This is a genomic window from Chitinophaga sp. W2I13, assembly GCF_050434005.1.
Lineage (GTDB): Bacteria > Bacteroidota > Bacteroidia > Chitinophagales > Chitinophagaceae > Chitinophaga.
The window spans coordinates 1,309,851-1,326,178 of sequence record NZ_JBNPWD010000001.1 but is presented as its reverse complement, the minus strand read 5'-3'; the positions used below and the strand labels follow the sequence as shown (position 1 = coordinate 1,326,178).

Here is a 16,328-nt window from a genome sequence, read left to right as displayed (position 1 = left end):
CAGTTGACTAAGTACTATTTTTATACTGTTTTGATTGGGCTAAAATTACACCTTCCACAGAACGAAGCCAATTTTCCGACTACATCTATACTGCATCACAATTGGATAAATGATTGATTATTAATAAATTTAAACTACATCATTACTACATCACCGGAAGTAATCCTATATTTTATGAAAAGATGGTGGCTGTTTTTTTTATGCATCGGGTGTTTCCGGATGGCCGCAGGTCAGAATACGATCGGGTTGCCCCGGATCATCAATTATAGTAAAAGCGACTTCCAGGCAGGCACCCAAACCTGGGATATTGAACAGGACAGCAAAGGCATCATGTACTTCGCCAACAACGAAGGAATGCTTACCTATGATGGCAGTCACTGGAAAGCATACCCGCTTCCAAACCGTACTATTGTGCGCGCATTGGCCATTGATACGGTCGACCGGATCTATGCCGGTGGCCAGGGAGAACTCGGCTACTTCGCACCCGGGCCAAACGGTAATCTCGTTTATACCTCCCTGAGGGACCTTGTTCCTGCCTCACATAATAAGTTTGCGGACATCTGGCGGATAGAAATTTATAAAGAAGCTGTTTTCTTCCAGGCTTCCGACCGCATCTTCGAATACCGGAATAACAGTATTAAAGTATATCCCAGCGAGTGGTTGTACCTGAAACAGGCCGGCCATAGACTGTATGCACAGGATAAGTATAATGGACTGATGCTGTTTAAAAATAATGAATGGCAGCCCGTTAATACCGGCCATAAATTTACAGACGGCCTCATATCCGGCATTATAGGCATCGGGGCTGATACGCTCCTGGTGATAACCCAGGCAAAAGGACAATTCCTTTTACGCAACGACTCCATCATCCAGCAACACGCAGCCTTTTCCACCGGCAATGTGAATATCTCCGCACAGATCAACGCCATGGAATTTGTGGCAGGCACCTCCACGGAAGGTTGCGTGGTGCTCAACTTCAACGGCGAAGTGGTGCAAAAGATTTCCCGCACGGAAGGACTTCAGAATAATGACGTGATCAGCGTCTTCCTTGATAAACATAATAACCTCTGGGCCGGGCTCAATAATGGTATCAGCTTTATCGCCTACAATGCCGCCATAAAATATATTACACCCAGTAAAAGCAATGAGCTGTCGGGATACTCCACCCGTATCTTTAATAATGAACTGTACATTGCCACATCGGACGGCGCCTGGTACGTGCCGCTGGCGGCTGCCTCGGGCGATCTCAGTTTCTCCAAAGGTGATTTTACCCGCGTAAGGAACAGCAAGGCAGAAGTGTGGCGCCTCGATGAGGTGAACAATCACATCCTGCTGGCACAACACACCGGCAGCGCTGTCCTGAAAGATCACAGCGCCGTGCCGCTATTTGCTGAACCCGGCGCCTGGCTGTATAAACCGGTATCGGCAGTGTATCCTGCAAAAAACGTCCTGGTAGGCAGTTATACCGGCGTGCAGCTGCTGGAATACAGTGCCGGCCAGTTTACCGATAAAGGAAAACTGGAAGGGGTAGGAGAGTCGCTGCGTTTCCTGGAAATAGATAATAACAACATCATCTGGGCGTCGCACCCGTACCGGGGCGTTTATAAGCTGCAGCTGTCGGCCGATAACAAAACCGTTTCTTCCCAATTGCTCACGGATAGTGCGGGGCTGCCTTCAGCGCTGAGTAATTATGTTTTTAAGATAAAGAACCGCGTGGTGTTCTGCACGGGTAAAGGGGTATATGAATTTGATCCGGCCACCAACCGGTTTGTTCCTTCCGCCTTCCTGACGCCCATACTGGGCAACATGGAAATACGGTATATGAATGAAGATGCCGATGGTAATATCTGGTTTTGCAGCGGCAAGGATATTGGGGTGGTGAATTTCAACCAGTCTTCCGGCGATAAACCATTTACCATTACCTGGATACCAGAGCTGAACGGCAAGATATTACTGGGATTTGAAAACATTTATCCCTATAATAAAGAGAATATTTTCATTGGCTCCGAAAAAGGCACTATTCACCTGAACTATGAAAAGTATGCCACCAACAAACAGGCGGTGAAGGTTTTACTGGGGCAGGTAAAGGCTTTTGGTAAATCCGACAGTGTTATTTTCGGCGGCTATTTCCATCACCGCGGAGCGGCCGGTTATTTACAGGATGACACCGAAATGGTGGCTTTACCAAAAGGATATAACTCCTTCCATTTTGAATACAGCTCGCCGGCATACGGACTGCAAAGTAATATAGAATACAGCTACCAGCTGGAAGGATACGATCAGCGCTGGTCCGCCTGGTCGCCCAAAACAGAAAAGGATTACACCAACCTTCCGGACGGTAAATATCTTTTTAAAATAAAAGCACACGATAACCTCGGACATGAATCAGAAGTGGTGACCTACAGTTTTGAAGTGCTGCCCGCATGGTATAAAACTACCTGGGCGTATATTGGCTATGTGTTGTTGTTCCTCGCTGTGCTATATCTCCTGAACCGCTGGCAGGAAAGGAACCTGCGCATCCAGCAGCGCCGCTTTGACGAGGAGCAGCAGCGTCTTAAATATATTCACCAGCTGGAGCTGGAAAAAAACGAAAAGGAAATCATCAAGCTGCAGAATGAAAAGCTGGCGAATGAAATACATTTTAAAAACAACGCGCTGGCAGATGCGTCCATGCACCTGGTGGAGAGAGGCGATGCGCTGGTGAAAGTAAAAGATATCCTGGCATCGGTATATAAAAAGAATGGTAACAACCCGGAAATCAAGAACGCGCTGTTATTGTTAAATGATGTAGAAAAGAATAATGATAACTGGGATCAGTTCGCCGCTCATTTTGATGAGATCAACAATAACTTCCTGAAGAAGCTGAAAAGCAAATTCCCTGCCTTGACGAATACCGATCTGAAGGTTTGTGCTTACCTGCAGCTGAAATTATCTACCAAAGAAATTGCGCAGCTGATGGCCATTTCGGTGCGGGGCGTGGAAATAAAGCGGTACCGCCTCCGGAAGAAACTGAACCTGCTGACGGAGCAGTCGATGACAGACTTCCTGAATGAGATCTGATTTATTCAAATGAGGAGGCAGTGAGGATCCGCTCAATTTTCATTACTTTAGTGGCGATACCACCAACCTTATCAACCATCAGCGTATTCTGCAACGATAATGCACGACAATATCTATATTGACAAATCACTGTTTCAGCGCATTTCTGAGGGCGATGAAGCGGCGTTTGGTATCCTCTTCAATACTTCCCTGACAACGCTGGAACCATTTATCCGGAAAATGGTGAAGTCGCCCGAGAACGCCAAAGAGGTGATCCAGGCTACTTTCCTGCGGGTATGGCTGAGCCGCGACAAGCTCGCGGACATCGATCATCCGAAAGCCTGGCTATTTAAAGTGGCCGCCAACGAGTGTTATACTTACCTGAAAAAAGAAGCCAACGAATACCGCCTGCGCGGAACGGCAGTGGTTACCGCCGATGACACCGATACCGCTACCCGGCGGCTCACACTGAAAGAATTGCATACTGTTATAGAAGAAGCCGTGATGTTGCTGTCGCCGCAACGCCGGCGCATTTACCAGATGAGCCGCAATCGTGGTATGAAGATCCCGGAAATAGCCACAGAGCTGGATTTGTCGCCCAACTCTGTTAAAAATGCCCTGGTGTTTTCCCTGAAAGCCATACGGGAGCACCTGCGTCGCAACGGGCATGCCATCCCGCTTGTTTACCTGATTTTTATTTGCAGGTAAAAAATATTTTTAAACAGATAGGTCCTTTAGGTCGTTAGCCTATTCTTAATACCGGGGAGCCGTTTAAATCCCGGTTTTCTTTTTACGCATGCAGGAGCAAAGGGTCATATATTTATTGCAACAGCGACTTTCCGGTAACGAAACGGTCGAAGAGCAGGAAGAGTTGTACACATTGCTGGAAGACGACGGCAACATGGAAATACTCATGGCCGCGCTGACGGACCTGATGTGGCAGGCGCCTGCGGATACCGCCCCCGTCGATACTGCCGCCCGCACCGCTTTGCTGCAAAGTATTACCGGCGCAGACCTTACCACTCCTTTTGTGGAAACCGTGCAACCTGTGAAGTTTATACACCGCCTCTGGTGGGCTGCCGCCATAGTTACCGGCCTGCTGTTAGCCACCGGTTTATATTTCCTGCTCCGGCCGGTAGCCACCATGAAACCCGTTCCTGCACTCGCACAGCGTTATAAAAATGACATCGCCCCCGGCGGCAATAAAGCCATGCTCACCCTGGCAGACGGCTCCCAGATTGTGCTGGATGAAGCCAAAAATGATACGCTCGGCAAACAAGGCAGCACCAGCATCATCAAATTACAAAACGGGCAGGTATTGTACCATGCCACCGGCGCTACCGCCCCGGTTACTTATAATACATTAACTACTCCCCGTGGCGGACAATACCAGCTTACCCTGCCAGACGGCACCCAGGTATGGCTCAATGCAGCCAGCTCCCTGCGTTTTCCTACAGCTTTCACAGGTAACAACAGAACCGTGGAACTCACCGGCGAAGGATATTTTGAAGTAGCTAAGGCGCCCGGAAAACCATTCCTGGTAAAGGCCAACGGCGCCGATATCACCGTACTGGGCACCCATTTTAATGTGATGGCATATACGAATGAAAATGCGCTGGCAGTAACCCTGCTGGAAGGCGCTGTGAACGTAGGCCGCAATGGCGTCATAAAAAAACTGCTGCCCGGCCAGCAGGCACGCATCAGCAACAGTAACAACATCACAGTAACAGGTACCGATGTGCAGGAAGCCGTAGCCTGGAAGAATGGCTTTTTTATCTTCGACCGGGCAGACATTACCACCGTGATGCGGCAGCTGGAACGCTGGTACGATATAGAAGTTGTATACGAAGGTACACCGCCCGAAATGCGCTTTGGCGGCGGTATGCAGCGCAGCCTGTCCCTATCGGGCATCCTCAAAATATTAGAAAAAAATGGAGTACTGTTTAAAATAGAAGGAAGAAAAATAACCGTATTACGATCGTAAGCATGCCATATTTTTTAACACTTAAATCTGACCAGCTATTGTACCAGAAGTAATCAAAATCAACTAAAACCAGCGCCATTAAAAAACCAGTGATGGGCAAACATCACTGGTTACAGGCAATAAATTATTCGTGTAAACTCATTTTTATCACCGAAATCAAATGTATGATTTTAACTGCTTTGTTCCAAAACAGAGAAGAGGGATCGTATTCCCTTGTCCGCAGGCCTGATCATCACCACATCAACACTTCCGGAAAGCATCACCACCAATGCAGATCTTACAACCCGGTATTTGCCGGTACAATGAAAAAAAATAATCTGCCAACCAAAATTTGGAGGATCATGAGGTTATCTGCTTTATTACTAATGGCAGGCATGCTGCAGGTTAGCGCCAAAAGCGCTGCACAACGCGTAACACTGTCTGTCAGAAACACACCGTTATCAACGGTCTTTACCACTATCAACCGGCAAACGGGCTACATCGTTTTTTATAATTACGATGCACTGCAAAGTACCCGCCCCGTTACGCTGGACATGAAAAATGCCACTATCCAGGAACTACTACACGTTTCGCTCATGGGGCAGAACCTGGAGTATGCCATCGAAGACAAAACCATTACGGTTACACGCATCGTGCCCCGTACGCCGGCATTGCCCGCCGCCCCGGCACAGATCGTAATTACCGGGCGCATTACCGATGAAAATGGTATTCCGCTGCCCGGCGTTTCGGTAGTAGTGAAAGGCACCGGCAAAGGCACACAAACCAATAACAACGGGGAGTATACCGTTGCGGTGAGAGACGAAAATGCCGTGCTGTCGTTCTCTTATGTGGGCTACGAAAAACAGGAACTTGTAGTGGGCAAAAACGGCGTTATCAGCATCACGCTGAAACCATCCAATAATAAGCTCACCGGCATCGATGTGGTGAACACCGGCTACCAGACCATTTCCCGGGAAAGGGCCACCGGCTCTTTTTCCGTCATTGATCCCTATCGCCTCCGCGCTAAACTGAAACCGGATGTGAAATCAGCCCTTGAAGGTCAAGCCACCGGGGTGGTACTCACCAAGGAAGGTAACCTGGAAATCCGTGGCGTGTCTACCTTGCTGGGCACTGCTGCCAGCGCGCCCCTGCTGGTAATCGACGGGTACCCTTCCAGCGCAGGACTGGAATCTCTCAATATCGATAACATAGAATCGATCACTGTGCTCAAGGATGCAGTAGCCGCCTCTATTTACGGCGCCCGCTCCTCCAACGGCGTAATCGTAATCGCTACCCGCACCGGCAGAAAAGGTGCGTTGCAGGTAGAATACAAAGGATCTACCGGCATCACGCTGAAACCCGATCTGTCGAATCTTAACAGGGCATCGTCCGCCGATTACGTGGATGCGGAAATAGAGCTCTATAACCAGGATCCCAACGACTATCTCACTACCTATAATAACTACGGCAGCACTTCCCGTGTTAACTACCTGCTGATCGCAAAGTCACAGGGATGGATGAACGAAAAAGATGTGACCGCGGAGCTGGATGCCCTGAAGAAAAACGACGGACTGGCACAGATGGAGAAATATTATTTCAGAAACCAGTTTACACAGCAACACAATATCTCCTTATCCGGCGGCAGTGAAAAAAGTATGCTCAACGCCGCAGTAAGATATGTATCCAATCAGAATAACACCGTCCGGAATTCAGACAACCGCCTCATCTTCGATGTGAAAAACGACTGGCAGCCCCGCAAAGGTGTGAACATCCGCCTGTTCTCCAATGTGAACTATGCCACTTCCGCTTCACCGGTGCGCGGCTGGCAAGATATGCTGGCATTCACCAACACCTCGCTGATACAACCGTACAACCTGCTGGTAGACCCGGCTACAGGAGAAACACTGAATGTGCCATCTAAAAACCAGAAGAAAGAAGACCGGTATACTGCGTTAACAGGGTTGAAACCACTGTACTATAATCCGCTGGATGATCTTGGGCTGGAAACCTACAACACAAAAGCATTGCAGATCCGGTTGGGCGGCAGCGTGAATGTAAAGATCTTCGACGGGCTGAACATAGAAGCAGGAGGTGCCTGGAGCCGCGGCGATGCACAAACCAGGTCGCTGTACGATAAAACGTCTTACCGGGTGCGGCAATGGTACGATGATAATACTTCCATCTCCAACGGTTCCAAACATTATATCCCGGATGGCGCAGTGGTAAATGAAGCGCGCAATTTTAACCAGAGCTATATGTTCCGCACACAGCTGAACTTTAACCGGGTAATTGCAACCAAACACCGCGTAAGCGCCATCGCCGGTAATGAAATAAGCCGGAACACGGCAGATAACAATGCCCTGCCAACCCGCTTTGGATACAACGATCAGGCAGGTACGTTTTCTACTTTTAACTATGCCGATTATAATGCAGGGTCCTATAATGCAGATATGCTGGGCACCAGCAGACCTACAGCCAGCATAGGCAGTTACGCCTACCAGGATAACCGTTTTGTTTCCTGGTATGCCAACGGTTCCTATGAATATAATAACCGCTTTATTCTCAGTGGAAGTATCCGGCTGGATCAAACCAATTTCTTTGGTACCGATCCGCGCTACCGCTACAAACCGTTGTGGTCTGCCGGGGGCACCTACAAACTGGCGGAGGAAAAATTCTTTCATGTACCATTGATTGATCGCCTGGATCTGCGCGCATCCTATGGTATCAACGGAAATATTTCCCTGAACTCAGGTCCTTTCCTGATCATTACCCCTGGCAGTTATTCCAATTATACCGGAGATGTATCTTACAGTATCTCTTCACCGCCTAATAACTCGCTCCGTTGGGAAAAAACAAAAAGCACCAACTTTGGTGTGGATATCTCCCTGCTGAACAGACGGATTAATTTAACCGCCGATTATTACCTGCGTAACAGCAGTGACCTGCTGGCATCCGATGCTATTGATCCTACCCGTGGCTTCAGTTCCCTGGTGAAAAATATAGGGGAAGTAAGAAACAAAGGATATGAAATTTCAATAAATGCAGATGTATTACGGAAACGTAATTTCGTTTGGAACACCTTCCTCAATTTCAGCTACAACAATAATACGGTTGTTACCTATAATGTAAATTACCAGTATGCCTCCAGCATCACCAATGGCGCTATCAAAAAAGCAGGCGATCCGCTGGATGCCCTGTACAGCTACCAGTATGCCGGCCTCGATAATAATGGCGTATCACAATTCTATACTGCCAAAGGAGAAAAAAGCGGCGGTGGCAACGTGGCCGTGGGCGACCTGATTTACAGCGGTACCCTGCGCCCGAAATATGCGATCAGCTTAACCAACTCTTTCCGTGTGCAAAATTTCGATTTGTCTTTTATGTTTATTGCAAAGCTCGGAAATGTATTAAGGAGAGATGCCTTCAGCGGATCTAATATCCTGAACAAGCATGTATCGGAAAGATGGAAACAACCGGGCGATGAAGCCAACACCATTTATCCTAAACTCAGCAGCTGGAATATGGATATGTTCTATTTCCCTTATTCAGACATTCTCATAGAAAGCGCCAGCTACATGAAACTCCGGGATGTAACATTAACCTACGATATTAACCCTCGCCTGCTGAAACGCATCGGCTTCACCAGTACCCGGATTTATTTCCAGACAAGGAACCTGTTCATGATCACCGCTAACAGCGATCACCGTGATCCTGAAACATCAGAACTGAACCTGTCCGGTGGTACCGGCGCATTTACAGAACAAGGATTTTCTTCCCTGTCGCTGCGGCCGGAATTTTATGTAGGGTTATCATTCAGTCTTTAACAATTAACTACGGCGATCATGAAACAGCGTATACTCATACTGGTTATTATCATGGCGGGAAGTATCAGCTCCTGCAAAAAATTCCTGGATGTAAAACCAAAAGGAAAACTGATCCCTTCAGAGGTGGCAGACTTTGATCACCTGCTGGATAACAGCAATATTGCCCAGTGGGTGTTCATTGATAACAACACCGGGTGTAACCTCGGCTACCTGACAGATAACCTGTCGCTTTCCGATGGTATCGGGAATATTAGTTACAAAGCCAACAACCATCCTAACATCGACCGTTACTGGGCGTATGTTTTCAGACAGCCTTACAAAAATCCGTCTACGTCGGATTATTTCTGGGATTGGGGCACTTACCGCTCTATGGCTTATTTCAACAACGTGATAGATGGCATACGCGCTATTCCCAACCTCAGTGCAGAAAATCAGCAGTATGCAAAAACAGTAGTGGCACAGGCGCTGGTAGATAGAGCCTGGTCGTACTTTATTACCACGCTTGTATATGGTCCGGTGTATAAGCCTGGTTCACCCAACGATACTAAAACCATTCCTTATGTGACCAGTGCTGATATAGGCGCAGCATTACCAGATTTATCCACACAGGAACAGGCCTTTGCACAGGTGAAGAATGATGTGCTCACCGCTTTACCGGATGTGCCGGAAGTAACCAACTGGCCTTCCCGCCCGAATAAAGTGGCAGCGCAGGCATTGCTGGCATACTATCACCTGTTTACCCAGAAGTACGACAGCGTGGTGTATTATGCCAATCTCGCGTGGACGGCGGCCAGCAAAGGGGGCACCGATAAACTGATTTATGACTACAACAGCTTTTCGTGGACGGATCCCACCAACCTTATCAACAGTACCATTAAAGGACCGGATAATTTCCTGAGCGCCGCCAACAGCCGTGAAAACCTGCTGTACCGCAATCTCGATGCCGGCGCCGGCAGGTCTTCCTCCAGCTATCCTTCCGATGAAGTGATTGCGTTGTACGACCAGGCCAATGACCTCCGGTTTAAATATTTCTTTTTAACAGCGCCGGGGTATAAAACCACTTACAATAATGTGGTGTATGATGATGGTAACCGCATCCAGTATTATCGCGGTTCCAAAACCAACATGACCGCCGGGTTCTCATATCCCGAACTGTTGCTGATGCGTGCAGAAGGATATGCCCGCACCAACCAGCTGGCCGCCGCCATCGGCGACCTCAATACCCTGCGCCGCTATCGTTACAAAACCGGAACGCCTACGCTTCCGGTAGGGTCCCAGGATGAAGTGATTCAGCAGGTGCTGGATGAAAGAAGAAGAGAATTGCCGCTAGGTTCATTCAAACGTTTCCTGGACCTGAAAAGACTTTGCCTCGAAACCGGCAAGCCCTGGTGCAAACCTAAAATACAACATAAGATAGGCACGGAAACGCATGAAGGAACCGTGGATTCAAAAGACTTTATTTTAACCATCTCCAACGTGATATTGAAGTTTAACCCGCAATGGAATATACCGCTGGATGGAAGACCATTTTAAATCATAAAATTAAAAACCAAATGAAACACATCTTAGTATCAATGCTGGCGTTATTGCCGGCAGCGCTCCTGGCGCAGGACGGAACATATGTGCTGAAAGGGAAAATAGGGACACTGGATGCTCCCGCCAAACTGTTTCTCACTTACCGGGCCAATGGCACTGTCGTAAGGGATTCAGCCGCCTTGCAGCAGGGCGTATTTGAATTTAAAGGCAAAGTGGGCGACCCTGTGAAAGCTACGCTGGTACTGCGTCATACCCCGCCTACCAATATGATGTCTTATAAGTCTGATATGTTGGCGGTATACCTTGAAAAAGGTACCATTGTTCTCAGTGGTAAAGATTCTGTGTATAATGCTACCATAAAAGGTTCCCGTCTTAACAACGATCAGCAGCGCCTGCAGGCAAAGCTGAAAGCAACGGCTGCGCAAAGAGATCAGCTCACGGAAGATTATATTGCCGCTACAGAAGAAGCCCGTAAATCACCGGAATTCCGGAAAACTTACGATGGAAAAAGTAAGGCTATCCGTGAAGAAGAAAAAAAGATCTACCAGGCGTTTATAAAAGAAAATCCTGCATCCCTGGTAAGCCTGGATGCCCTGCAAAGCAGTGCCGGCTCCATTCCCGAAAACCCTGCGGAGCTGGAAACGGTTTTCAACACTTTATCTGCCGGGGTGAAGGAAAGCAAAAAGGGAAAAGAAGTGGCTGCGCTGATCAATGGCTGGAAACAAACCGCTATTGGCGCTACTGCGCCCGTGTTTACACAAAATGATACATTGGGCAAGCCGGTAAACCTTACCGATTTCCGCGGCAAATATGTGCTGGTGGATTTCTGGGCCAGCTGGTGTGGCCCCTGCCGTGCAGAAAATCCGCACGTGGTAGCAGCCTATAATAAATACAAAGACCAGTCCTTCACCATCCTGGGGGTATCTTTGGATCAGGCTAACGGGCACGATGCCTGGCTGAAAGCCATTCATACCGATCAACTCACCTGGACGCACGTATCTGATCTGAAGTACTGGGAAAATGAAGTAGCGAAATTATACGGTGTTCGTGCAGTGCCGCAAAATTTCCTGCTGGATCCAGCAGGGAAAATTGTGGCCAAAAACCTGCGTGGGGAAGACCTGGATAAAAAACTGGCGGAGCTACTGCCGCATTAATAACAGCCGGAAATACCCTGGCTGTTATCCATGTTTGTTAAAGGGTTACTACGATCTTTCCTTTCGTAGTGCCCTTTTTCATTTCATCTATGGCCGCCCGCATCTGGTCGAACGGAAACACTTTATCGATGTAAGATTTTATTTTTCCTGACTGCAGCAATACGGCGATGGCGTCAATCGCTTTTTCGTCGGAGGTAACGCCGGTGAAGCGTACATCAAATCCTTTCGACTGGTAGTATTGGGTGGTAGCTGCCGGCAGGCCATGCGGCAGGTAGAACAGGGCGGCGCCCGGCGCGAAGTGTTTTTCATACAGGGAGGCCGGGTATCTTCCGCCGGAATCCAGTACCAGGTTCAGTTGCAGGCTATCAGCCTGTTCAAAATCAAAGTGATGGTAGTCGATGATCTCATCGGCGCCCAATTGAAGTACCCAACCGGCATTGGCGGCGGTAGTTACGGCTATTACATAGGCGCCTGCTGCTTTAGCCATTTGCACGGCATAATGACCAACGCCGCCTGCCGGTGCAGTGATGAGCACCCGGTCGCCTTTTTTTACCGTGTAATGCGTATGCAGGTTTTGCCATGCCGTAACCGCTGCCAGTGTTGCTGCAGCCGCTTCTGTAAAGGATATATTCCCCGGTTTTTTAGCAAGATGGATAGCCGGCGCCGCAACATACTCCGCGAATACGCGGCCATGCCCCGGCATCCTGATCATCCCGAATACTTCGTCGCCTGTTTTGAATTTGGTGACAGCGCTACCCACTGCCGTTACCACGCCGGCAATATCCGATCCCAGGATCAGCGGCGAAATACCATCCAGGGCAGGCGCCCAGCTGGCCCGTAGTCCGTCGGGCGTGGTATAGTCCTCCAGTGTTTTATAGTCGACCGGGTTAATGCCTATCGCTTTGTTTTCAATGAGTACTTCGTCCTCAGCAATAGCCGGTATGGCGGTGTGTGACAGGGTGAGAGGGGCGTTTTTATCCAGTCTTTTTAAAATAATTGCTTTCATGTGATCTTCATTTTTTATGACAACAAAGCTAACCAGCCGCCCGCCGGTACGCCCGTACCGTAAAAGGAAACAGCAGTAACAGGATGGGATGCCCCTTATGCAGCGGCAGTTTATTACTTACATTTACAGTATGGAAAAGGTACACGACCCGTTTAGCATCAGCATCACCACCCTGGAGCGCTGGGAAAAACGCAACCGCAGGAACAACTTTTTTGAACTGGTGTATATCCTCGAAGGCAGCGGGGAACAGCAGGTAGAGCATACCCGTTCCGGTTACAGCAAAGGAAGTATTTTCCTGTTGCCGTCGTCCGACTGCCATACCTACCGGATAGATCAGCCCACTACTTTCCTGTTTATCCAGTTCAACGCCAGTTTTTTTTCGGGAGAACAGGATTGTGTGATAGATTTCGGGAAATGGTTCTGCCGCCTCAATTTCATCATTGGTAATTATAACCGCAGGGCAGGGGAGCTGATCACCGTGGACAGCGACAAACAGCACCTGGTTCGTTTACTGGAGTTGCTGATGTATGAGCAGCAGCGTTCCGATAATCATTCACGGCGCATTATGCAGGGATTGATGGTGGCCGTGCTGGAGCTGATAGCCCGCAATGTGGCAATGGAGCTTCCCGGCGGACAGGGCGTGGAAGGCAGGCGTTTTGCGGAAGTACTGTTGCACATTCAATATCATTTGCTCGACGAAGAAAAAATTACGTTGTCTTATTTATGCCAGCGGTTCAATATCTCGGCTACTTATTTCAGCGAATATTTCAAACGTAACGCCGGTGAAACCTACCAGGAATTTGTGCTCCGTTCCAAATTAAAACTGGCCGAGGCGAAGGCGCTGTACACCGACCTGCCCTTTAAGGAAATTGCCTGGGACCTTGGTTTCACGGACAGCAGCCACCTGAATAAAATGATGAAACGGTTTTACCAGAAGGGGATGAGCGATATCCGGCGGCAGGCCATGCATGGCGCCGCATAATGGTTATTTTACCTTTTCAAAATCATAATGCCCTTTGATGTGTTTGTTGAGATAGATGCCCTTTGAACCGGACGACTTCATTGCCAGGTATACCGCTTCAGGCACGTCCTTGTAATCATATATCATCCCCGACACGAATATAATCCGGAGCGTACGCGTTTCTGCGTCATATATCATACGGGCTACCACAGATGAAGGCATACCGGTGCCGGATCAATTATCATACCGGTGCGACATGCCAACCCGGTCACCAGCTGGAACTATTTTGCTTTTTTCTGATGCAGAATTAACATTTACAAGATAACTTATCGTATAATTTTGATAATTATTGCCAACTAATTAAAATTTTCATAAAAGTTCTTGTAAAATTTACAGAAGTTTGCCTATCTTGAATCAGCATTTTACTGATAATGTTGTTCACTTGTACCAAATTGATGTAGATTTAAACTGTAAGCAAACAATCATCTAAATGGTGTCTGATCGCCAGGAAATATTTAAAAAAACGTTATTAAAACACCTGTACTTTAGCAAGGAATTATCCTGTGCCGATCTCACGCTGCTCACCGGCAAGAGTCTCCCGCATACCACCAAAGCTTTGAATGAACTCGTGAAAAGCGGTTTGGTATTGGAATCGGGGTATGCCATTTCCACTGGAGGAAGGCGCCCGCAGATGTACTCTGTGAAGCCGGACTACATGTACATTTTATCGGTAGCGATGGACCAGTTTGTAACCAGTATCAGTATACTGGATATGCAGAACAGAACAGTGGGAAAAGAACGCATGGTGTCGCTGGACCTGTCGGCACATCCGGACGCCATCGCACAACTGGGGCAGGAACTGAAAGCATTTATCGATCATTCAGGAATCCCGTTGGAAAAGTTTGCAGGCATTGGTATCGGGATGCCGGGTTTTGTAGATGTAACAAAGGGCATCAATTATTCTTTCTTCGACAAGCACTACGGCAGTATCAATGGATACCTCGAAGCGCTTACCGGTTTACCGGTGATCATTGACAACGACTCCAGTTTAATTGCGCTCGCGGAATGGAAACTGGGAGCAGCCCGGAACAGGCAAAATGCACTGGTTATTAATATAGGCTGGGGTATAGGTTTGGGAATGGTGCTGAATGGTGATCTTTTCAGGGGAGAAAACGGGTTTGCAGGGGAGTTCTCACACATCCCGCTTTTTACCAATAATAAGATCTGCAGCTGTGGGAAAATGGGATGCCTGGAAACGGAAACCTCATTGTCGGTGATTGCAGAAAAAGCGGTAGCTGGTATCAGGGAAGGAAGAACTACCGTTATGAAAGACTTGTCGATGGACAACCGCGACGACACGTTTAGAAAAATTATGGATGCAGCGGTAAAGGGCGATAATTACGCGGTGGAATTATTATCACAGGCGGGTTATCATATCGGACGCGGCATTGCCATCCTTATTCACTTGTTGAATCCTAACCTGATCATTTTAAGCGGGAGAGGAACATTAGCCGGAAAGTTATGGCTGGCGCCTGTACAGCATGCGTTAAATGAACATTGTATACCAAAAATCGCTGAAAATATTGAAATAATAATCTCGCCTCTGGGGTATGCGGCGGAAAGACTTGGCGCTGCAGCACTTGTTATGGAACACCTCGATAAAGGCCAACTGTAGTAAAACAAAGCAATAACGTTCACTTGTATCAATCAAAAATGAGGCAGTAACTACCTGCAGCATGCGGGCTTCCCATGCCATCAGAGAAACTATGCCTTGATTATTCATCTTCATCTAAATTCACACTAATGAAAAGGTGGCTAGGCTTCCTGCTGCTAACGTGTTTAGTGGCAACGTGCTATCAAAGCGTTTCCGCACAGGAAAAAAAATGGGTATCCGGTACCCTGAAAGACGCTTCCGGCGCTCCCGTAATCTATGCAACAGTCATTGAAAAAGGTACTACCAATGGCGCAACAACCAATGAAAAAGGAGCGTTTAAGCTCCAGGTAGGCCCCGGAGCAACGCTGGTTGTTTCCAGCGTAGGGTTTACTACCAAAGAAGTGCCGGTAGGTACTTCCATTAATTTTGACCTGGTAATGGAAGAAACTTCCAAAGGGTTAAACGAAGTGGTAGTAACTGCTCTAGGCATTACCCGCCAGAAAAAATCCGTGGGATATGCCATGCAGGAAGTAAAAAGTGCTACGCTGATAGATGCGCATGAACCCAATCTTACCAACGCGCTTACCGGCGTGGTGGCGGGCTTACAGGTGATCCGCTCCAGCACCGGTCCTGCAGGTTCTTCTAAAATTAATCTGCGCGGAAATAACTCCCTCACCGGGAACAATCAACCGTTGATCGTAGTGGACGGTATTCCGGTAGATAATTTCGTGGGCGTAACAGATGGCAACAACGATTTCTGGAATCCATCACTGGATATGGGTAATGGTCTCGCTGATCTGAACGCGAACGACATCGCCAGCATCTCTGTGCTGAAAGGACCTTCCGCTGCCGCCTTGTATGGTAGCCGCGCAGGTAATGGTGTTATTCTTGTTACCACCAAAACCGGTAAGAAGTCAAATGGTATGGGCATTGCCGTATCTTCTACAGTAGGTTTTGAAAGCATATTCACAAATCCTGACATGCAGAAAAGTTTCGGACAGGGTTCTGTGAATGATTATGATCCAATAGTACTACCAGCTGGGGACCAAAAATTGCAGGTCAGGATGTTACTAACTGGAACGGCAAAACGGAAAAACTCCGTTACTTCAACAACATCAACAATTTTTACAAGACCGGGGTAAACCACAACGAAAACATTTCATTTCAGCAACAGCTGGATAAAACGTCTGT

The 16,328-nt window shown here is 48.0% G+C and carries 11 protein-coding genes; 9 read left to right on the top strand and 2 right to left on the bottom strand.

The features are described from left to right. Positions 1-174: 174 nt before the first annotated feature. From QFZ48_RS05315 to QFZ48_RS05290, 6 genes are all read left to right on the top strand, one after another. Positions 175-3,060 carry a ligand-binding sensor domain-containing protein gene (locus tag QFZ48_RS05315; RefSeq protein ID WP_429061431.1) on the top strand — a complete coding sequence of 962 codons (2,886 nt, stop codon included), beginning with the start codon at positions 175-177 and terminating at the stop codon, positions 3,058-3,060. A gap of 99 nt (positions 3,061-3,159) precedes the next feature. Further along, positions 3,160-3,747 carry an RNA polymerase sigma factor gene (locus QFZ48_RS05310; RefSeq protein WP_429045196.1) on the top strand — a complete coding sequence of 196 codons (588 nt, stop codon included), beginning with the start codon at positions 3,160-3,162 and terminating at the stop codon, positions 3,745-3,747. An 88-nt stretch (positions 3,748-3,835) separates the two neighbouring features. Next, complete coding sequence (locus tag QFZ48_RS05305; protein WP_429061429.1) at positions 3,836-5,023, top strand: FecR family protein; 1,188 nt, start codon at positions 3,836-3,838, stop codon at positions 5,021-5,023. Between the two features lie 341 nt (positions 5,024-5,364). Continuing rightward, positions 5,365-8,826 (top strand): SusC/RagA family TonB-linked outer membrane protein, encoded by a 3,462-nt coding sequence (locus QFZ48_RS05300; RefSeq protein ID WP_429061427.1) that lies wholly within the window; start codon positions 5,365-5,367, stop codon positions 8,824-8,826. Between the two features lie 18 nt (positions 8,827-8,844). Then, positions 8,845-10,359, top strand: coding sequence for a RagB/SusD family nutrient uptake outer membrane protein (locus QFZ48_RS05295; RefSeq protein ID WP_429045202.1), 1,515 nt, complete (start codon positions 8,845-8,847; stop codon positions 10,357-10,359). 20 nt (positions 10,360-10,379) lie between these two features. Then, the gene (locus QFZ48_RS05290; RefSeq protein WP_429061425.1) at positions 10,380-11,516 is read left to right on the top strand and encodes a redoxin domain-containing protein; all 1,137 of its coding nucleotides are present in this window, start codon (positions 10,380-10,382) and stop codon (positions 11,514-11,516) included. A 37-nt stretch (positions 11,517-11,553) separates the two neighbouring features. Here the strand turns inward: QFZ48_RS05290 and QFZ48_RS05285 are convergent, their stop codons facing one another. Beyond that, positions 11,554-12,522: an NADP-dependent oxidoreductase gene (locus QFZ48_RS05285; protein ID WP_429061423.1), complete on the bottom strand. Its 969-nt coding sequence runs from the start codon at positions 12,520-12,522 to the stop codon at positions 11,554-11,556. Positions 12,523-12,652: 130 nt separating this feature from the next. Here QFZ48_RS05285 and QFZ48_RS05280 point away from each other — a divergent pair, with 130 nt between their 5' ends. Next, entirely contained in the window at positions 12,653-13,504 is an 852-nt protein-coding gene (locus tag QFZ48_RS05280; protein WP_429045208.1) for an AraC family transcriptional regulator, read from the top strand. Positions 13,505-13,507: 3 nt separating this feature from the next. On the opposite strand, the gene QFZ48_RS05275 is transcribed toward QFZ48_RS05280, so the two are convergent. After that, complete coding sequence (locus tag QFZ48_RS05275) at positions 13,508-13,705, bottom strand: KTSC domain-containing protein (RefSeq protein ID WP_429045209.1); 198 nt, start codon at positions 13,703-13,705, stop codon at positions 13,508-13,510. Positions 13,706-13,973: 268 nt separating this feature from the next. On the opposite strand from QFZ48_RS05275, the gene QFZ48_RS05270 reads away from it, so the two are divergent. After that, positions 13,974-15,158 (top strand): ROK family protein, encoded by a 1,185-nt coding sequence (locus tag QFZ48_RS05270; RefSeq protein ID WP_429061421.1) that lies wholly within the window; start codon positions 13,974-13,976, stop codon positions 15,156-15,158. 128 nt (positions 15,159-15,286) lie between these two features. Then, complete coding sequence (locus tag QFZ48_RS05265) at positions 15,287-16,279, top strand: TonB-dependent receptor plug domain-containing protein (protein WP_429061419.1); 993 nt, start codon at positions 15,287-15,289, stop codon at positions 16,277-16,279. The last annotated feature ends 49 nt before the right edge of the window (positions 16,280-16,328 follow it).

Coding starts and splice junctions, on each gene's coding strand:
- QFZ48_RS05315 (WP_429061431.1), top strand. CDS start 175: ATGAAAAGATGGTGGCTGTTTTTTTTATGCATCGGGTGTTTCCGGATG.
- QFZ48_RS05275 (WP_429045209.1), bottom strand. CDS start 13,705: ATGCCTTCATCTGTGGTAGCCCGTATGATATATGACGCAGAAACGCGT.
- QFZ48_RS05305 (WP_429061429.1), top strand. CDS start 3,836: ATGCAGGAGCAAAGGGTCATATATTTATTGCAACAGCGACTTTCCGGT.
- QFZ48_RS05265 (WP_429061419.1), top strand. CDS start 15,287: ATGAAAAGGTGGCTAGGCTTCCTGCTGCTAACGTGTTTAGTGGCAACG.
- QFZ48_RS05290 (WP_429061425.1), top strand. CDS start 10,380: ATGAAACACATCTTAGTATCAATGCTGGCGTTATTGCCGGCAGCGCTC.
- QFZ48_RS05310 (WP_429045196.1), top strand. CDS start 3,160: ATGCACGACAATATCTATATTGACAAATCACTGTTTCAGCGCATTTCT.
- QFZ48_RS05295 (WP_429045202.1), top strand. CDS start 8,845: ATGAAACAGCGTATACTCATACTGGTTATTATCATGGCGGGAAGTATC.
- QFZ48_RS05285 (WP_429061423.1), bottom strand. CDS start 12,522: ATGAAAGCAATTATTTTAAAAAGACTGGATAAAAACGCCCCTCTCACC.
- QFZ48_RS05280 (WP_429045208.1), top strand. CDS start 12,653: ATGGAAAAGGTACACGACCCGTTTAGCATCAGCATCACCACCCTGGAG.
- QFZ48_RS05270 (WP_429061421.1), top strand. CDS start 13,974: ATGGTGTCTGATCGCCAGGAAATATTTAAAAAAACGTTATTAAAACAC.
- QFZ48_RS05300 (WP_429061427.1), top strand. CDS start 5,365: ATGAGGTTATCTGCTTTATTACTAATGGCAGGCATGCTGCAGGTTAGC.